Genomic DNA, 17,952 nt, shown 5'->3' with positions numbered 1-17,952 from the left:
GGCCTGCCAAAGGTGCCGACCGAATCGGTATCGAACGGTCTTGATCCGCCTTCGCCAGTGTGGTCTAGCCCTAGTCCGCCGGGTCGGGCAGAACCCGAAGATGTCCGCGCCGGCGTCCCGATCGATGCTCGGATGGCGCGAGCACGCCGCCGGTCGTCGCGGTGGCTTGTGCCCCCGCAGGCTGAAACCGGGTGTCGGTAGAGCCATGTCCCCAGGGGGAGGTGCCGCCGCCGGCACGCGTGGACATATCACCACCTGGGTGTCGGGGCACCTCGTCCAGTGACGCGCCGGTCCCTGCCGCGTACGACAACCCCATACCGGTCGAACTGCCCTCACGCACGGCGTCTGCGAGCGCCACCAAATCGTCCTCATCCGGGTGGGTGGGCAGGGGCCCGGCATGACGCACGAGTTCCCACCCACGTGGTGCGGTAATTCGGCCGGCATGGCCGACACACAGATCCCACGAATGGGGTTCCCGCGCGGTCGCAAGCGGGCCGATCACCGCTGTCGAGTCCGAGTAGACGAACGTCAAGGTGGCCACTGCATGGTGCGGACACCCGGGCCGGCAACAGCGACGGGGTACGTTCACGACCGAAAGGCTATCGTGACGAAACGCCGCGGAAGCGCCGGACACGCGCATCCGCTCGCGGCGCGATGTTCAACCGTTACCATCGGCGCGTGAGCGATTCCCACGGCTCGCCGCGAAGCGGTCGGTCCAGGGGTGCGTCGGCGCCGCGGCGAGCCACGCGGCGAAGCCGTGATATTCGGGGTCCGCTGCTTCCCCCGACGGTCCCGGGGTGGCGAAGCCGGGCCGAGCGGTTCGACATGGCTGTGTTGGAGGCCTACGAACCCATCGAGCGGCGATGGCAAACGCGGCTGTCGGACCTCGACGTCGCAGTCGATGAGATCCCGCGGATCGCAGCCAAGGACCCGCACAGTGTGCAGTGGCCGCCGGAAGTCATCGCCGACGGCCCGATCCCGCTGGCCCGGCTCATCCCGGCCGGGGTGGACGTTCGCGGCAACGCCACGCGAGCACGAATCATGTTGTTCCGCAAGCCAATTGAGCGGCGGGCAAAAGATACCGCGGAGCTCGGCGAGCTGTTGCACGAAATCCTGGTGGCCCAGGTGGCCAGCTATCTGGACATCGAGCCCTCGGCAATCGACCCGACGATCGACGACGACTGAACGCCTCGGCTGGCGCGCGTTGGATCCGGCTGAGAGCCCCGCGATCGGACCGCCCGGACCGCGGTTGGATCTAGACCGCGATCAGATAATGCCGCGTTTGAGGCGACGGCGCTCGCGCTCGGAGAGCCCACCCCAGATGCCGAAGCGCTCGTCATGAGCCAGGGCATACTCGAGGCACTCGTGACGGACCTCGCACCCCATGCAAATCTTCTTGGCCTCACGGGTGGAGCCACCCTTTTCCGGAAAAAACGCTTCCGGATCTGTTTGCGCGCATAGTGCGCGGTCCTGCCATTGATCAGGGGTCGCCGGCTCAGGTTCGGGCTCGAATGCGCCAGGCGCCTCGGGAACCAAACTTAAATGTGGTCGGGCAATTTCCTCCTGCGCCCAGCCGGTCGTGATGTGCGGTGTGCTTCCCATTACGCCCCGAAGGTGCTCGTAGGGCATGCCTCCGCCTCCTCACTTTCTCCTAGAGAGTGAATGCTTCCCGCTTTTATGATGTACCGCCAACTCGAACAAGTGATCGAATCTCGGTCTGCGACACCGAAACCGGCCGGCCAACCGGGAATGACACTGATGTGATTAGACACGGGTTGGCCGGTCGGGTCAAGCGTCTTGGCGCATTTCCGTACCATCTCGTGATCAAATTTCTGCGGTTCTGTCACGCGTGGCCCGCGGCGTGTCGAGTGCAACTACTCACATCTTTGCGCCAAATACCCGCAGTATTCGCCACATTGGCCACTTCAGTCACTGACATTAACTCGTTCCTCCGTCGTTGTCGCGCGGGGGCCGAAATCGCCCCGACTCTCGTTATTCCGGCCCCGGTATCGATGCGTCGTCGGCCGCCAGGGACCCCGGCCGGTCGAACCACCGCACGCGAGGGCCCCCGACCGCCGCCCCGCTCCCCCCGCGCGCATCGTCGTCGGGCACGAACTCAATCGCCCTCCTCCTCAACCCGCCGTACCGGCGCGCATCGTCGTCGGGCACGAACCCAATCGCCCTCCTCCTCAACCCGCCGTACCGGCGCGCATCGTCGTCGGGCACGAACCCAATCGCCCTCCTCCTCAACCCGCCGTACCGGCGCGCATCGTCGTCGGGCACGAACCCAATCGCCCTCCTCCTCAACCCGCCGTACCGGCGCGCATCGTCGTCGGGCACGAACCCAATCGCCCTCCTCCTCAACCCGCCGTACCGGCGCGCATCGTCGTCGGGCAGTACTGTCAAGCGCTGTGAAGATCACCGTGTTGGTCGGTGGGGTCGGCGGTGCCCGCTTCCTGCTGGGGGTGCAGCATCTGCTCGGGCTAGGCCAGTTCGCAACACTACAACGTCGGGAGTCCGACCACGAACTGACCGCGGTCGTCAACATCGGCGACGACGCCTGGATCCACGGACTACGTGTCTGTCCGGATCTGGACACCTGCATGTACACCCTCGGCGGTGGCGTCGACCCGCAACGCGGCTGGGGACATCGCGACGAAACCTGGCACGCCAAAGAGGAACTGTTGCGCTACGGCGCAACTCCCGACTGGTTCGAACTCGGTGACCGAGATCTGGCCACCCATTTGGTGCGCACCCAGATGCTGCGCGCGGGCTACCCATTGTCACAGATCACGACGGCGCTGTGCGATCGCTGGCAACCGGGCGCGCGGTTGCTGCCCAGCAGTGACGACCGCTGCGAGACTCACGTAGTCATTACCGATCCCGCCGACGATAGCCAGCGAGCGATCCATTTCCAGGAGTGGTGGGTTCGCTACCGCGCCCAAGTGCCAACACACAGCTTCGCTTTCGTCGGGTCTGAAAAGGCCAGTGCAGCAACGGAAGTAGTCGCAGCCATCGCCGGGGCCGACGTCATCTTGCTGGCGCCGTCCAACCCTGTGGTCAGCATCGGCGCCATCCTCGCCATACCCGGTATTCGCGGCGCGCTGCGGGCCAGCAAAGCCCCGATCGTGGGTTACTCACCAATCATCGGCGGAAAGCCGTTGCGCGGCATGGCCGATGCATGCCTTACCGTGGTCGGCGTGGAATCCACCGCAGAGGCCGTTGGCCGACACTACGGTGCCCGGCGCTCCACCGGAATACTCGACTGTTGGCTGGTACACGATGGCGACCACGCTGAGATCGACGACGTCGTTGTGCGGTCGATCCCACTATTGATGACCGATCCGGAAGCAACGGCACAGATGGTGACCGCCGGGCTTGCGCTTGCGGGCGTTGCCGCGTGACCGGCCCCGAGCATGGCACCGCCTCGAAGATTGAGATCTTGCCCGTTGACGGCCTTCCCGAATTCCGTCCCGGCGATGATCTGTGCGCCGCGGTCGCCGCAGCCGCGCCGTGGCTGCGCCACGGCGACGTCGTGGTAGTAACCAGCAAGGTGGTCTCCAAGTGCGAGGGTCGCCTGGTCGCCGCGCCCGAGGAGGCGGAGGAAAGGGACCAGTTGCGCCGCAAGCTGGTCGACGATGAGGCGGTCCGCGTGCTTGCGCGCAAAGGTCGGACCCTGATCACCGAAAGCCGCCTCGGGTTGGTTCAGGCGGCCGCCGGGGTGGACGGATCCAACGTCGGCCGGACAGAACTCGCGCTGCTGCCGGTCGATCCCGACGCCAGCGCCAGTGCCCTACGCACCGGGCTGCGCGAACGGCTCGGGGTCACCGTTGGAGTCATCATCACCGACACCATGGGCCGCGCCTGGCGCAACGGCCAGACCGACGCAGCCGTCGGCGCGGCCGGTATCGCGGTGCTGCACAACTACTCGGGCGCTGTCGACCAGTACGGCAATGAGTTGGTCGTCACCGAGATCGCCATCGCCGACGAGATCGCGGCAGCCGCCGATCTGGTCAAGGGAAAACTGACCAACCTGCCGGTCGCCGTCGTACGCGGGCTCTCGGCCAACGTAGCGGCCGAAGACGGCTCAACAGCCCGGCACCTGGTGCGCCCCGGCGATGAGGATCTTTTCTGGCTCGGCACCGCAGAAGCCCTCGAGCTGGGTCGGCAACAGGCCCAGCTGGCGCGCCGGTCGGTACGCCACTACAGCGACCAGCAGGTGCCCGCGGACCTCATCGAAGCCGCCGTGGCCGAGGCGCTCACCGCGCCCGCTCCCCACCACACTCGGCCGGTTCGGTTCGTGTGGCTACAGACTCACGCCACCAGGACGCGGCTACTGGACCGGATGAAAGCCAAGTGGCGCTCCGACCTCGCCGGTGACGGCCGGCCCGCCGACGCGATCGAACGACGGGTCGCGCGCGGCCAGATCCTCTACGATGCCCCCGAAGTCGTCATCCCGATGTTGGTGCCCGACGGCGCACACAGCTACCCGGATGCCGCCCGCACCGACGCCGAACACACCATGTTCACCGTCGCGGTCGGCGCGGCGGTACAAGCCCTGCTGGTCGCGCTCGCCGTCCGCGGGCTAGGCAGTTGCTGGATCGGCTCGACAATCTTCGCTGCCGACCTCGCCCGCGAAGAGCTGGGCCTGCCGCCCACGTGGGATCCGCTGGGTGCCATCGCGATCGGCTACCCCGAAACGCCGGCCGGCCTGCGAGAACCGGTGCCCGTCGCCGACTTGCTGATCCGCAAGTGAACCCATGCAGATGGTTGATCCGATAGCGACGTTCGCAGGCAAGGCCGCTGCGTCGGACGACAAGCTTCGCGGCGGCTATTACACGCCCGCACCAGTTGCTCGATTTCTCGCAAGCTGGGTTGGTCGGGCGGGGCAAAAGATCCTCGAGCCCGCCTGCGGCGACGGTCGGATCCTGCGCGAGCTCGCCGCATTAACGACCCAGGCGCACGGCGTGGAACTGGTCGCACAGGAGGCCGCGAAGTCGCGGGAGTTCGCACCCGTCGACACCGACAACCTGTTCACCTGGCTGACCGAATCCGATGCTGACAGCTGGGATGGGGTTGCCGGGAACCCTCCGTACATCCGCTTCGGGAACTGGGCCGCCGAAGAGCGCGAGCCCGCCTTGGCACTGATGAAGCGCGTGGGCCTGCGGGCCACCAGATTGACCAACGCCTGGGTCCCATTCGTGGTAGCGAGCACCATCCTGGTGCGCGTGGGCGGACGCGTCGGCCTGGTGCTTCCCGCCGAGTTGCTCCAAGTCACCTACGCCGCAGAGTTGCGCGCCTTTCTCCTGAGCCGATTCTCGGAGATCACGCTGGTGACCTTCGAACACCTAGTGTTCGACGGCATCCTGCAAGAGGTCGTGTTGTTCTGCGGCGTTGTGGGTGGCCCTGGGCAAGGCCCTGCCCGGGTACGCACCGTCGCGCTCCGCGACGCCGACGGTCTGTCCTGCCTTGATCTCGACATCGAGCATGGCCATCCCGAGCCCGCCGTCGTGGTCGAAAGAGAGAAGTGGACCAAGTACTTCCTGACTCCGGCGCAGATCCAGCTGCTGCGCTGGTTAGAGCGATCGGACAACCTCATTCGGCTTGGCCGCATCGCCGACGTCGACGTCGGCATCGTGACCGGTCGCAACAGCTTCTTCACCTTCACCGACGCCCGAGCCCAGGAACTCGAACTGACCGCGCACTGTGTCCCGCTGGTCTCGCGCAGCTGCCAACTGTCCGGTCTCGTCTACGACATGGACTGCCGGGCAAGCGATATCGCCGCCAACCACCGGACCTGGCTGCTCGATGCCCCCGTGGACCCGCTCGATGACGCACTGGTCGCTCACCTGCGTGCCGGCGAGTCCGCCGGTGTGCACACGGGCTACAAGTGCTCGCTGCGCAAGCCGTGGTGGACCACGCCGTCACTCTGGATGCCCGACCTGTTCATGTTGCGCCAGATCCACCGGGCCCCGCGCCTGACTGTCAACGCCGCCGCCGCAACGAGCACCGACACGGTGCACCGGGTCCGGCTTACCGCCGATATTGACCCCGGGGCGCTTGCCGCGGTCTTCCACAACAGCGCAACCTTCGCGTTCGCCGAGATCATGGGCCGCAGCTACGGCGGCGGCATCTTGGAGCTGGAACCCAGCGAAGCCGATCACCTACCGATTCCCCCACCGGCATACGCCAGCGCCGACCTCGCCCACGACGTCGACCGGCTCTTGAAGGCCAACGACGTCGACAAGGCACTTGACGTCGTCGATCGATATGTCCTCATCGACGGGCTGGGCCTGCCGCCCGACGTCGTCGCGGGTTGCCGCGCGGCATGGGTCGCGCTGCGGGATCGCAGGACCAAGCGAGGGTCGCGATGAGTACCCAGCCGACAAATCTTCGCCAGTCGGTGATCGCGACCCTGACCGCCTGGCAGGCTCCCAATCCGGCCCAGGATTCGTTGCGGCACGCCATCCTGGCTTTCGTCCACGGGCGGACCGATGCGTGCGTTCGCGAGTGCGTGTCGGGCCACGTCACCGCCTCCGCGCTGGTGCTCGACGCCAGCGGCGACCGGGCGCTGCTCACCCTTCATCCGCGCCTAGGGCGCTGGGTACAGCTGGGAGGGCACTGCGAAGAAGACGACGACGATATTGCGGCAGCCGCCCTGCGTGAGGCTACCGAGGAATCCGGCACCGCTGGTCTGCAGCTGGCGCCCGACCTGTTAGCTGTGCACGTTCACCCGGTCACCTGCTCGCTGGGCATCCCGACCCGTCATCTCGACCTGCAATTCATGGCGCGCGCTCCCGCCGGGGCGCAGATCGCGATCAGCGACGAATCGCACGACTTGCAGTGGTGGCCAGTGGATGCCCTCCCGGCCGGAACCGACACCGCGCTGGCGTACCTGGTCGCCGCGGCCACACGCCGAGCGTGGCGCTAGTGCGACAGTCGACATCGGGCGCGACGCCAGAGTCACATTCGAGGCGGAGTCACACGTCGCTGGAGTAGCGGATGCCGCCGTCAGGAAGATAGACGCCGGGCCACACCCGAGCGCCACGCAGCAACTCGCACCGCGCGCCAATGTCGGCACCATCGCCGATCACACCGTCACGGATCAGCGCCCGCGGACCGATCCGGGCACCGAAGCCGACTATCGAGCGTTCGATCACGCTACCTGCCTCAACCTTGACACCATCGAAGATGACCGCACCGTCCAACCGGACACCCGGACCAATCTCGGCACCCCGGCCGACGACCGTGCCACCGATCAGTACCGCGCCCGGAGACACTGCCGCGCCGTCGTGCACGAGCTGCTCACCACGGTGCCCATGGAGCGCCGGCGACGGGGCGATTCCACGCACCAGATCGGCCGAGCCCCGAACGAAGTCCTCTGGCGTACCCATGTCGCGCCAGTAGGTAGCGTCGACGTATCCGTAGACCTCCACGTCGGAGTCGGAGAGCAGAGCCGGAAACACTTCACGCTCAACCGAGACCTCACGACCCTGGGGAATCCTGTCGATGATCCCGCGTTCGAACACATAGCAGCCGGCGTTGATCTGGTCGGTCGGCGGGTCCTGCGTTTTTTCCAGAAAACCGACGACGCGATCCTCGGCGTCGGTGGGCACACACCCGAAGGCCCGCGGATCGCCAACCCGCACCAAATGCAGAGTGACGTCAGCGGAGTTCCTCTGGTGGAAGTCCAGTAGTTGGCCCAAATCCGCGCCGGAGAGCACATCGCCGTTGAACACCATCACCGTGTCGTGTCGAAGCTGGGCGGAGACATTGGCGATCGCGCCACCGGTACCCAGGGCGCTCTCCTCGGTCACATAATCGATTTGCAGGCCCAACTTGGACCCGTCCCCGAACTCGGCTTCGAACAACGCCGCCTGGTACGAGGTGCCCAAAACGACGTGCTCGATGCCCGCCGCGGCGATCCGAGACAGCAGGTGGGTCAGAAAGGGCAGTCCGGCAGTCGGCAGCATGGGTTTGGGCGCTGACAGCGTCAGCGGCCGCAGGCGAGTGCCCTTCCCTCCCACGAGGATCACCGCGTCGACTTGAGGGCCTACGTGCGGGTTAGCCACCTCAGTGCCGCCCTTCTGCCAGATTCTTTCGTCGAGAACCGCGCCGAGAACTGCGCACCATCAGACGCGAACGCACTGCCAACGATCCCCGCAACGTCCAGCGCAATGGGGCGCGCCACCAGCCAGAATGGCGATCTGCCAGGAATATGTAGGTGCTCTCGTGATGAGCCGCGAGGTGACTGGCCGGATCACGCCCGGTCGAGTGTCCCTTGTGGTGGAGGACTTCGGCCGACGGTACGTAGACGCTCAACCAGCCAGCCTTGCCGAGCCGGTCACCGAGGTCGACGTCCTCCATATAGAGGAAGTAGCGCTCGTCGAATCCGCCAACTTCACGAAAGGCCGACCGGCGCACCAAGAGACACGACCCGGATAACCAGCCCACCGGTCGCTCCGTGGGCTCCAGCCGCTCTTGACGGTAGGCCGTCGTCCACGGATTCCCAGGCCAGAACGGCCCAAACACGGCATGCATGCCGCCGCGGATCAGGCTGGGCAGGTGGCGTGCCGACGGGTACACCGACCCGTCGGGATCTCGAATGAGCGGGCCCAGCGCCCCTGCACGAGGCCACCGAGCCGCGGCGTCCAGCAGGGCGTCGATGCTGCCCGGACCCCATTGCACGTCCGGGTTGGCGACGATCACCCAATCGTCGACGCGGGGTTGACGGTCCGCGCCACCGTCCGCGGCGCGCGTCGCCGAGAGCTGGGCGAACGCACGATTGACCGCGGTTCCATACCCGAGGTTGGCCCCGGTGGCGAACACCCGCACATTCGGATAGCGCTGCACTGCGTCCTCTGGCGTTCCGTCGGTGGACCCATTGTCAGCCAGCACCACGCTCACGGGTCGCTCCGTGGCCAGCGACAGCGAAGCCAGGAAACGCTCCAAATGCGAGCCGGGCGAGTAGGTCACCGCCACGACGGGCAGAACGTCAGTCACGCGTCGAGGGTAGCGGTCGATCGGCGTGAGCATCGCGCGATCCCGCTGCCAACGCGGCGACAAGTGCACTGCGCCAGGGACGTAACGGCGTCAGGCCCAACTCAGCCCACCGTCGGCCCGACAGCGCGGAGTAGGACGGTCGTGGCGCGGGCCGCGGAAAATGTGCACTGCTGACCGGCCGCACCCGCTGGGGGTCTGCTCCACATTCTTCGAACACCGCACGCGCCAGCCCGAACCGGGAGACGGCACCTTCGTTGGCGGCATGCAGCACACACCCCCGCACATCAGCGTCTGCCAGCTCCAACAACGCAGCAGCCAAATCGCCAACGTAGGTGGGCGAGCCGACCTGGTCGTCGACCACGTCCACCGGACCGTCCCCGGCGGCAAGCCTGCGCATGACAGCGACGAAATCGTTGCCGGTCCCGCCGGTGTAGACCCACGCGGTCCGCACCACGACCGTGTTCGGCAACGCCGCCAGCGCGGCCACCTCGCCGGCGAGCTTGCTGCGCGCATACACCCCCTGCGGTTGGGTTTCATCATCAGGCTCGTAGAGGCGAGGCGCGGCTCCCCCGAAATCGCCACTAAAGACAAAATCAGTGGACACGTGGATCAATTGCGCGCCGACCCGCGCGCACGCGCGCGCGATGTTTTCCGGCCCGCTGGCATTGACCGCATATGCGGCCGACTCATCGCTTTCGGCTCCGTCAACGTTCGTGTAGGCGGCACAATTCACAACCAGATCGCCGCTAGCAACGATCCGATCGGCTGCCGGCGGGTCGGTGATGTTCCATTGCGCCGAGGTCAGCGCCGCAAACTCGCGGCCCGCAGCCGTGGCTCGCGCCGCCACAAAACTGCCAAGCTGGCCGCCCGCACCGGAGATGACAATCCTGCCCGACCTGCCCGACATGGTTCGAGTCTGGCACGCCGGGGCTGGCTACCCGGCAAGCGACTGTGTCGCAAGTAACCTAATGTGATGCTTGAGCAACATGTGGTTCGTGGTGTTCGCGCGATTCGTCCTTTTAGCGGGCTTCGTGGCTTTAGTCCGATTCGTGCCCTTTCCGGGGCGCTCGCTTTTGCGATCATCTGCGGCACGGGGTTGGCCTGGAGCACCGTCCGGTCCTTCGAGGACGGCATTTTCCATATGTCGGCCCCCTCGCTGGGCCATGGCGGCGATGACGGCGCAATCGACATATTGCTGGTGGGCCTGGACAGCCGCACTGATGCACACGGCAACCCACTGTCCCCCGAGGAGCTCGCGACGTTGCGCGCCGGCGACGAGGAAGCGACCAACACCGACACGATCATCTTGATCCGGTTGCCCAACAACGGAAAGTCCGCGACGGCGATCTCCATTCCCCGCGACTCCTACGTCCAGGCTCCCGGTCTGGGGAAGACGAAGATCAACGGCGTCTATGGCCAAACCAGGGAGGAAATACGCGCCGGGCTCGTCGAAGCCGGCGGTTCGGCGGCCGACGCCGCCGCTCGCGGCACCGAAGCCGGGCGGGAAGCGCTCATCAAGACGGTCTCCGACCTGACCGGCGTCACCGTCGACCACTACGCCGAGATCGGGCTGCTTGGCTTCGCGTTGATCACCGACGCGCTCGGCGGGGTCGACGTCTGTCTGCAAGAACCCGTCTACGAACCGCTCTCTGGTGCCGACTTCCCGGCAGGCCGGCAAGTTCTCAACGGTCCGCAGGCGCTCAGCTTCGTCCGCCAGCGTCACGAATTGCCACGCGGCGACCTGGACCGCGTGGTGCGGCAACAGGCAGTGATGGCCTCGTTGGCCCACCGGGTCATCTCCGGGCGGACGCTGTCCAGCCCGGCCACACTGAGGCGGCTGGAGCAGGCCGTCCAGCGCTCGGTGGTGCTGTCATCGGGCTGGGACATCATGGACTTCATTCAGGAGCTGCAAGAACTGACCGGCGGCAATGTCGCGTTCGCCACCATTCCGGTGCTCGACGGAGCCGGCTGGAGCGACGACGGTATGCAAAGTGTCGTGCGGGTAAATCCGCAACAGGTGCAGGACTGGGTCGCGAGCCTGCTGCATGATCAGGACGAGGGCAAGACCGAGCAGTTGGCATACACGCCCGCGAAGACCACAGCCAATGTGGCCAACGGCACCGACATCAACGGACTGGCGGCCGCGGTGTCGGACGTGTTGACAACCAAAGGATTCACCACCGGATCTGTTGCCAACTACGACGACGGCCCGGTGGAGAGCAGCCAGGTGCGGGCCGCCACGATCGACGACCTGGGCGCACAGGAGGTCTCCAGGGAACTGGGAGGGCTGCCGGTCGTCGCCGATACGTCCGTGCAACCAGGTTCGGTCGAGGTGGTGCTGGCCGACGACTACAGCGGTCCGGGCTCGGGGCTCGATGGCGGATCGATGACGCTCACCAGCGCGTCCGACTTCGAGTCCGGTGACAGCGAGCCGCTGCCGTCGCAGATCCTCACCGCTGGATCCGACAAGCCCGAGTGTGTCAACTGACTACCCTGAGTGCGGCAATCCTGGACCCGATGCTGCGGGCCGACCCCGTCGGTCCCCGCATCACGTACTACGACGATGCCATCGGCGAACGCATCGAACTATCGGCGGCGACACTGGCCAACTGGGCAGCCAAGACCGGCAACCTCTTGCGCGACGAACTCGCCGCCAGTCCGACAAGCCGAGTCGCGATCCTCCTGCCGGCCCATTGGCAGACCGCGGCGGCGTTATTCGGGGTGTGGTGGATCGGCGCCGAAGTGGTGCTCGGCGATATGCCGGCTGATGTCGAAGCCGACATTGCGCTGTGCACGAGCGAACGCCTGGACCAGGCCGACCGGATCGTCGGGGCCGGCGAGGTCGCGGTGCTATCGCTGGATCCGTTCGGCCGGCCGGCACCGGGGCTGCCGGTAGGCGTCACCGACTACGCGACCGCGGTGCGGGCGCATGGCGATCAGATAATCTCGGAGAAGCACCCCGGTCCGGCGCTGGCCGGCCGATCAGTTCAACAAGTCCTGGCCGACTGTGCGAGCTCGGCGGCGGTAAGGGGTTTGACATCAGCGGATCGGGTGCTTTCCAGCGAGTCGTGGGCCGGACCTAGTGAGGTGGTGGATGGCCTGCTGGCGATCTTGGCCGTGGGCGCGTCCTTGGTACAGGTGGCCAATCCAGATTCCGCTCCCGATCCCGACGTGCTGCAACGCAGAATCGACACCGAGAAGGTCACCCGCGTCCTCTGAGGGGGCCAGTCGCGCTAACCGCCGTGCACCACACAGTGGACAATACATGTTGATATCGCGATATTTAGATGTTAACGTCGTGCCAACGCTGGTTTGACGGACAGGTCGGAAGGAAGGTTCAGGCAATGGCGGCATACGGACTATTGGCAAAGACGGCCACCTTGGTAGTCCACGGGGTGGTCGGGGCGGCCACCTATGACCTTGTGCGCAAAGCCGCGGCCAAAGCACCGCTTCGGGAATCCGCGGTATCGGCAGCGGAGCTGGGCCTGCGCGGAACCCGCAAGGCCGAGGAAGCCGCGGAATCGGCCAGGCTGAAGCTTGCCGACGTGATGGCAGAAGCCCGCGAGCGCATTGGCGAGGAAGTGCCGACACCGGCGATCGGCGACACCCACGACCACGACCACTGATCCGCCGACATGGCTCTCGCGCACGGACCAGACCTGGCCGAATCGGACGACACCGCGGCGGATCCCGCTCTCGAAGTCGTGTCAGACGCGGCCGGACGGATGCGAGTCCACGTCGCCTGGGTCCGCAGCAATCCCCGTCGGGCGGTGGCGGTCGAAGAGGCGGTTGCCAAGCAGCACGGGGTGCGGGTGGTCCATGCCTACCCGCGTACCGGATCTGTCGTTGTGTGGTACTCGCCGCAACGCTGCGAGCGCTCCTCGGTTCTGGCGGCCATCCGCGATGCGGCAGCCGTGCCCGCGGAGCTGATCCCGGCACGGCAGCCGCATTCGTCTGAGATCCGCAACACCGACGTGCTCCGGATGGTCGTCGGCGGCGTCGCGCTGGCCCTGCTCGGTGTGCGCCGGTATGTGTTCAAGCGGCCGCCGCTACTTGGACCCACCAGCAGCCTGGTGGCCACCGGCGTCACCATCTTTACCGGCTACCCGTTCCTGCGGGGCGCTCTAGGATCGCTGCGCTCCGGGAAGGCCGGGACCGACGCCTTGGTCTCGGCCGCGACCCTGGCCAGCCTCATCCTGCGCGAGAACGTCGTCTCGCTCACCGTACTGTGGCTGCTCAATATCGGTGAGTATCTGCAGGATCTGACCCTGCGCCGGACCCGCCGGGCGATCTCCGAGCTGCTGCGCGGCAACCAAGACACGGCCTGGGTGCGCCTCACCGAAGGCCCCGACGCCGGCACCGAGGTGCAGGTGCCGATGGACACCGTGCAGATCGGTGACGAGGTGGTGGTCCACGATCACGTCGCGATACCGGTCGACGGGGAGGTCGTCGAAGGCGAGGCCGTCGTCAATCAGTCGGCCATCACCGGGGAGAACCTTCCGGTCAGCGTCGTTGCCGGGACGCGCGTGCACGCCGGTTCAGTCGTGGAGCGCGGACGCTTGGTGGTGCGCGCCCACGCCGTCGGCAGTCAAACCACCATCGGACGCATCATCTCGCGCGTCGAGGAAGCTCAGCTCGACCGGGCACCCATCCAGACTGTCGGGGAGAACTTCTCCCGGCGCTTCGTTCCCACCTCGTTCATCCTGTCGGCCATCACGTTGCTGATCACCGGCGACGTACGCCGCGCAATGACCATGCTCTTGATCGCATGCCCGTGTGCGGTGGGCCTGTCCACACCGACCGCGATCAGCGCCGCGATTGGCAACGGTGCGCGCCGCGGCATTCTGATCAAGGGTGGATCCCATCTCGAACAGGCCGGACGCGTGGACGCGATCGTGTTCGACAAGACCGGAACGCTGACGATGGGTCGCCCGATAGTTACCAATATCGTTGCTATGCACGAAGATTGGGAGCCCGAGCAGGTTCTGGCGTACGCCGCGAGCTCGGAGATCCACTCGCGCCACCCGTTGGCCGAAGCCGTCATCCGTTCGACCGAGGAACGCCGAATCAGCATTCCGCCGCACGAAGAGTGCGAGGTGTTGGTCGGCCTCGGCATGCGAACCTGGGCGGACGGCCGGACCCTGCTGCTGGGCAGCCCGTCGCTGCTGGGCGCCGAGAACGTGAAGGTGTCCGAGGAGGCATCCAATTGGGTCGACAAACTTCGTCGCCAGGCGGAGACACCGCTGCTGCTTGCCGTCGACGGCACGCTGGTAGGGCTCATCAGCCTTCGCGACGAAGTACGGCCCGAGGCAGCCGAGGTGCTGACCAAGTTGCGCACCAGCGGCATCCGCCGTGTCGTCATGCTCACCGGGGATCACCCAGATATCGCCAAGGTCGTCGCTGGTGAGCTGGGGATCGACGAATGGCGCGCCGAAGTGATGCCGGAGGACAAGCTCGAGGTGGTGCGCGAGCTCCAGGACGAGGGCTACATCGTTGGAATGGTTGGCGACGGCGTCAACGACGCCCCGGCGCTCGCGGCCGCCGATATCGGGATCGCGATGGGCCTGGCCGGAACTGATGTCGCCGTCGAAACCGCGGACGTAGCGCTGGCTAACGATGATCTGAACCGCCTGATCGACGTGCGTGACCTGGGTGCCCGGGCAGTAGATGTGATCCGGCAGAACTACGGTATGGCCATCGCGGTGAACGCCTCCGGCCTGCTTATCGGAGCCGGCGGTGCGTTGTCACCGGTGCTGGCCGCGATCTTGCACAACGCATCGTCAGTCGCGGTGGTGGCCAACAGCTCTCGGTTGATCCGATACCGCCTCACCTGAGCCGGTATGACGGCCTAGCAGCCGCAGTTGTGGCCGTTCCAGACCCGGATGCCTTGCCAGACCGCAATGCCAGCGATGGCAAGCCCGACGACCGGATCAAGCCACCACCCACCGGGCCAGGCCGCAGTGATTGCCAGCCCCAGCAGAACCCCCGCGGCTTGGGCAGCGCACAGATAGTTCTGGGTGCCTTCGCCGCGGGTGGCTCCCGACTTCAGCCGCGCCCCCACCCTGCGGTTGGCCCAACCAAGAACCGGCATCAGCAGCAGGGCGACGGCCGTCAACCCAATGCCGATCACCGAGGTCTCAGCATGGTGGCGGCCAAGGAGGCCACCGATCGATTCGATGGCGACATACGGTGCAATCAGCCAAAACGACACGGCAACTCCGCGCTGCGCGAACCGCTCGGCGGTCTGCGACAGCGTGCGGTCGCCGGTGAAGCGCCACAGCACCATCGCGCTGGCCAGGCCCTCGGATCCACCTCCCAGTGCCCACCCGGTCAACGCAATGGATCCGACCGCCAGGCCCTCCCACACCCCGACGGCACCTTCGGTGAGCAACACGATGAGGCTGGCCCACGCCAGCAGGCGCGCCCACTGGACGTTCTGCCGCCACTCGGCGTCGGCCGTAACCATCGCATGCGGATGGCCATCGTGGTGGCCGGTCACCATCTCCACCCCGACGATGGTAGAGGACGATGGTGGCGGTGAATGCCGCAAATGCCGTGCATATCGGTTTCGGCAGTTCGACAGTGTGGCCCACGCCGTCGGCCAATGCGGCGCCGAAAGCTGGCAATACTGTCAGGCTCTATGGTTAATCTGGCTAACCAGTAGGTCGCCTGACAGACAAGGACCACCCGATGGCGCGCAGCGACAACGACAGCTGGGATCTGGCCTCCAGTGTGGGAGCCACCGCGACGATAGTGGCGGCGGCCCGCGCCCGTGCCACGAAGGCCGCACTGATCGACGACCCATTCGCCGAGCCGCTGGTGCGTGCGGTCGGCGTCGACTTTTTCAACCGATGGGCCAGCAGCGAACTCGACCCCGCCGATGTCGACATCCCCGACTCCCCCTGGGGCGTGCAGCCCATCACCGACCTTCTGACCGCGCGCACCCGCCACATCGATAGCTTCTTCACCGAAGCGTCGAACGCGGGCATCCGACAGGCCGTCATCCTTGCCTCCGGACTCGACGCCCGCGGCTATCGGCTGCCCTGGCCGCCGGGAACAGCGGTTTTCGAGATCGACCAACCAGCAATCATCGACTTCAAAGCGGCTACCCTGGCCGCCCTGGACGCCGAGCCCACCGCCGACCTGCGCGGCGTACGGAGCGACCTGCGGCACGACTGGCCGGCCGCGCTGCGACAGGCCGGCTTCAAGCCTGAACGGCCGACCGCGTGGAGTGCTGAGGGACTGCTCGCGTTTCTGCCGCCAGAAGCTCAGGACCGTTTGGTAGACGAGATCACCGCGCTCAGCGTCGAAGGCAGCCGCCTGCTCGCCGAGGTCTTCAGGTTCTCCCCAGAAACCATCCAGGTCATGGAAAATGCAAACAAGAAATGGTACGAGCATGGCCTCGACGTCGAACTCGACGACTTGGGATACCCGGGTGAGCGCAGCGACGTCGCCGCGTACCTGGAAGCCAATGGCTGGTACACCCAGAGCACGCCATTAGAACAATTGTTGGCTCACAACGGATTACCGACGCCATCCCCGGGCAGCGCCGCAGCGTCCGCTTTCGCCGAGGCCTACTACTGCACAGCCGTCCTGCGGAGCAAGACGCCCGCACGCTAGGGACACTCGGAAGGGGCGCCGATGCCAAACGACAATCCCGCCAAACCGCTCGACGGGTTCCGGGTGCTCGACTTCACGCAGAACGTCGCCGGACCGCTGGCCGGACAGGTGCTCGCCGACCTCGGTGCCGAGGTCATCAAGATCGAAGCGCCCGGCGGTGAGGCGGCCCGGCAGATCACCGCGGTGCTTCCCGGCCGGCCGCCGCTAGCCACCTATTTTCTGCCCAACAACCGCGGCAAGAAATCGGTGTCGGTGGACCTGACCACCAACGAGGCCCGGCAACAGATCCTGCGGCTGGCAGACACCGCAGACGTCGTCCTCGAGGCGTTTCGACCCGGCACCATGGAAAGGCTGGGTCTGGGTCCCGACGACCTACGATCGCGCAACGCCAAGCTGATCTATGCCCGCCTGACGGCGTACGGGGGCAATGGCCCCAATGGCAGCCGCCCGGGGATCGACCTGATGGTCGCCGCAGAGGCGGGCATGACTACCGGGATGGCCACGCCGGACGGCAAACCGCAGATCATTCCATTCCAACTCGTCGACAACGCCAGCGGTCACGTGCTGGCACAAGCCGTGCTGGCCGCGCTGCTCAACCGCGAACGCCACGGGGTAGCCGACACGGTCCGGGTCGCCATGTACGACGTGGCGGTAGGGCTGCAAGCCAACCAGCTGACTATGCATTTGAACCGCACGGCTGGTGACCAATCGAAACCCGAACCCACACCGAAGACCAGGCGGCGCAAGGGAGTTGGATTCGCCACCCAGCCATCGGACGCATTCCGCACCGCCGACGGCTACATCGTCATTAGCGCATATGTGCCAAAGCACTGGGAGAAACTGTGCCACCTCATCGGCCGGCCCGAGCTGCTGGACGACGAGCGATTCACCGACCAGCGCTTGCGGGCGATCAACTACCCCGAGCTGACCGACGAACTCGAAACGGCGCTGAGCGCCAAGACCGCCGCCGAATGGGTCGAGCTGCTTCAGGACAACGGGCTCATGGCCTGCCTCGCCTACACCTGGAAGCAGGTCGTCGACACCCCGCTGTTCGCCGAGAACGACCTCGCCCTTGACGTCGGCAGCGGTGACCCGGAGGTTGGGGCCGTCACCGTGATCCGCACGCCGGCGCGCTACTCAAGCTTCACCCCGGCGGCCACCGATCCCCCACCGGTCGCGGGCCAACACAACGACGTTTTTCTGAAGGGGTACTGAATTAGTCCGTCGTTGCGCTGTTCACCGCACGGCGTTCTTTAGAATTGTCGGTGGATCCATTCGAGGTCGGCCTAAGGCAATGGCCAGCGAGGACGATCGACGTGAATTGTTGTG

General features: G+C 66.2%; 18 protein-coding genes. 11 read left to right on the top strand and 7 right to left on the bottom strand.

Features of this window, described 5'->3' with window-relative positions; all coding sequences use genetic code 11:
- Positions 1-70 precede the first annotated feature (70 nt).
- Complete coding sequence (locus F6B93_RS05500; RefSeq protein WP_211698190.1) at positions 71-589, bottom strand: DUF3499 domain-containing protein; 519 nt, start codon at positions 587-589, stop codon at positions 71-73.
- Positions 590-762: 173 nt separating this feature from the next.
- Between F6B93_RS05500 and F6B93_RS05495 the strand changes: the two genes are divergently transcribed.
- Complete coding sequence (locus tag F6B93_RS05495; protein WP_211699292.1) at positions 763-1,185, top strand: metallopeptidase family protein; 423 nt, start codon at positions 763-765, stop codon at positions 1,183-1,185.
- Positions 1,186-1,266: 81 nt separating this feature from the next.
- On the opposite strand, the gene F6B93_RS05490 is transcribed toward F6B93_RS05495, so the two are convergent.
- Together F6B93_RS05490 and F6B93_RS05485 are read right to left on the bottom strand one after the other, a co-directional pair.
- Positions 1,267-1,602, bottom strand: coding sequence for a WhiB family transcriptional regulator (locus F6B93_RS05490; RefSeq protein WP_343232734.1), 336 nt, complete (start codon positions 1,600-1,602; stop codon positions 1,267-1,269).
- Between the two features lie 390 nt (positions 1,603-1,992).
- The gene (locus F6B93_RS05485) at positions 1,993-2,406 is read right to left on the bottom strand and encodes a hypothetical protein (RefSeq protein ID WP_211698189.1); all 414 of its coding nucleotides are present in this window, start codon (positions 2,404-2,406) and stop codon (positions 1,993-1,995) included.
- 5 nt (positions 2,407-2,411) lie between these two features.
- On the opposite strand from F6B93_RS05485, the gene cofD reads away from it, so the two are divergent.
- Genes cofD through F6B93_RS05465 form a run of 4 tightly spaced genes read left to right on the top strand, consistent with a single transcriptional unit; the run spans position 2,412 to position 6,931 of the window.
- On the top strand, positions 2,412-3,404 hold the full coding sequence (gene cofD, locus F6B93_RS05480) for a 2-phospho-L-lactate transferase (protein WP_211698188.1): 993 nt from the start codon (positions 2,412-2,414) through the stop codon (positions 3,402-3,404).
- Positions 3,401-4,756 carry a coenzyme F420-0:L-glutamate ligase gene (locus tag F6B93_RS05475; protein ID WP_211698187.1) on the top strand — a complete coding sequence of 452 codons (1,356 nt, stop codon included), beginning with the start codon at positions 3,401-3,403 and terminating at the stop codon, positions 4,754-4,756. Before cofD ends, F6B93_RS05475 begins: the two co-directional genes overlap by 4 nt.
- 4 nt (positions 4,757-4,760) lie before the next feature.
- Positions 4,761-6,374 carry an Eco57I restriction-modification methylase domain-containing protein gene (locus tag F6B93_RS05470; protein WP_246541012.1) on the top strand — a complete coding sequence of 538 codons (1,614 nt, stop codon included), beginning with the start codon at positions 4,761-4,763 and terminating at the stop codon, positions 6,372-6,374.
- A complete protein-coding gene (locus tag F6B93_RS05465) occupies positions 6,371-6,931 on the top strand; it encodes an NUDIX hydrolase (protein WP_246541011.1) in 561 nt (186 codons plus the stop codon). The genes F6B93_RS05470 and F6B93_RS05465 overlap by 4 nt, the downstream gene beginning before the upstream one ends.
- A gap of 49 nt (positions 6,932-6,980) precedes the next feature.
- On the opposite strand, the gene manB is transcribed toward F6B93_RS05465, so the two are convergent.
- Genes manB through rfbD form a run of 3 tightly spaced genes read right to left on the bottom strand, consistent with a single transcriptional unit; the run spans position 6,981 to position 9,910 of the window.
- A complete protein-coding gene (manB, locus tag F6B93_RS05460; protein WP_211698185.1) occupies positions 6,981-8,072 on the bottom strand; it encodes a mannose-1-phosphate guanylyltransferase in 1,092 nt (363 codons plus the stop codon).
- A 1-nt stretch (position 8,073) separates the two neighbouring features.
- Positions 8,074-9,036, bottom strand: coding sequence for a glycosyltransferase family 2 protein (locus F6B93_RS05455; protein WP_211698184.1), 963 nt, complete (start codon positions 9,034-9,036; stop codon positions 8,074-8,076).
- Entirely contained in the window at positions 8,996-9,910 is a 915-nt protein-coding gene (rfbD, locus tag F6B93_RS05450; RefSeq protein WP_211698183.1) for a dTDP-4-dehydrorhamnose reductase, read from the bottom strand. The genes F6B93_RS05455 and rfbD overlap by 41 nt, the downstream gene beginning before the upstream one ends.
- A gap of 63 nt (positions 9,911-9,973) precedes the next feature.
- Here rfbD and F6B93_RS05445 point away from each other — a divergent pair, with 63 nt between their 5' ends.
- From F6B93_RS05445 to ctpC, 4 genes are all read left to right on the top strand, one after another.
- Positions 9,974-11,491, top strand: coding sequence for an LCP family protein (locus tag F6B93_RS05445; RefSeq protein WP_425518497.1), 1,518 nt, complete (start codon positions 9,974-9,976; stop codon positions 11,489-11,491).
- Positions 11,479-12,222, top strand: coding sequence for a TIGR03089 family protein (locus F6B93_RS05440; RefSeq protein ID WP_211698181.1), 744 nt, complete (start codon positions 11,479-11,481; stop codon positions 12,220-12,222). The genes F6B93_RS05445 and F6B93_RS05440 overlap by 13 nt, the downstream gene beginning before the upstream one ends.
- A gap of 125 nt (positions 12,223-12,347) precedes the next feature.
- Positions 12,348-12,629, top strand: coding sequence for a DUF1490 family protein (locus tag F6B93_RS05435; protein WP_211698180.1), 282 nt, complete (start codon positions 12,348-12,350; stop codon positions 12,627-12,629).
- Positions 12,630-12,638: 9 nt separating this feature from the next.
- A complete protein-coding gene (gene ctpC, locus F6B93_RS05430; protein WP_211698179.1) occupies positions 12,639-14,837 on the top strand; it encodes a manganese-exporting P-type ATPase CtpC in 2,199 nt (732 codons plus the stop codon).
- 14 nt (positions 14,838-14,851) lie between these two features.
- Here ctpC and F6B93_RS05425 read toward each other — a convergent pair whose 3' ends face one another.
- Positions 14,852-15,511 carry a cation efflux transmembrane domain-containing protein gene (locus tag F6B93_RS05425; RefSeq protein ID WP_425518496.1) on the bottom strand — a complete coding sequence of 220 codons (660 nt, stop codon included), beginning with the start codon at positions 15,509-15,511 and terminating at the stop codon, positions 14,852-14,854.
- 182 nt (positions 15,512-15,693) lie between these two features.
- On the opposite strand from F6B93_RS05425, the gene F6B93_RS05420 reads away from it, so the two are divergent.
- Entirely contained in the window at positions 15,694-16,623 is a 930-nt protein-coding gene (locus F6B93_RS05420) for a class I SAM-dependent methyltransferase (RefSeq protein WP_211698178.1), read from the top strand.
- 21 nt (positions 16,624-16,644) lie between these two features.
- Entirely contained in the window at positions 16,645-17,838 is a 1,194-nt protein-coding gene (locus tag F6B93_RS05415) for a CoA transferase (RefSeq protein WP_211698177.1), read from the top strand.
- Positions 17,839-17,952 lie beyond the last annotated feature (114 nt).

Source organism: Mycobacterium spongiae (genome assembly GCF_018278905.1).
GTDB classification, from domain to species: Bacteria; Actinomycetota; Actinomycetes; order Mycobacteriales; family Mycobacteriaceae; genus Mycobacterium; species Mycobacterium spongiae.
This window is presented reverse-complemented; position numbering and strand designations above follow the sequence as displayed.

What these genes read in the sequence shown, in the direction of transcription:
- rfbD (WP_211698183.1), bottom strand. Translation starts at nt 9,910, where the DNA reads ATGTCGGGCAGGTCGGGCAGGATTGTCATCTCCGGTGCGGGCGGCCAG.
- F6B93_RS05455 (WP_211698184.1), bottom strand. Translation starts at nt 9,036, where the DNA reads ATGCTCACGCCGATCGACCGCTACCCTCGACGCGTGACTGACGTTCTG.
- F6B93_RS05435 (WP_211698180.1), top strand. Translation starts at nt 12,348, where the DNA reads ATGGCGGCATACGGACTATTGGCAAAGACGGCCACCTTGGTAGTCCAC.
- F6B93_RS05415 (WP_211698177.1), top strand. Translation starts at nt 16,645, where the DNA reads ATGCCAAACGACAATCCCGCCAAACCGCTCGACGGGTTCCGGGTGCTC.
- ctpC (WP_211698179.1), top strand. Translation starts at nt 12,639, where the DNA reads ATGGCTCTCGCGCACGGACCAGACCTGGCCGAATCGGACGACACCGCG.
- F6B93_RS05420 (WP_211698178.1), top strand. Translation starts at nt 15,694, where the DNA reads ATGGCGCGCAGCGACAACGACAGCTGGGATCTGGCCTCCAGTGTGGGA.
- F6B93_RS05490 (WP_343232734.1), bottom strand. Translation starts at nt 1,602, where the DNA reads ATGGGAAGCACACCGCACATCACGACCGGCTGGGCGCAGGAGGAAATT.
- F6B93_RS05470 (WP_246541012.1), top strand. Translation starts at nt 4,761, where the DNA reads ATGCAGATGGTTGATCCGATAGCGACGTTCGCAGGCAAGGCCGCTGCG.
- F6B93_RS05465 (WP_246541011.1), top strand. Translation starts at nt 6,371, where the DNA reads ATGAGTACCCAGCCGACAAATCTTCGCCAGTCGGTGATCGCGACCCTG.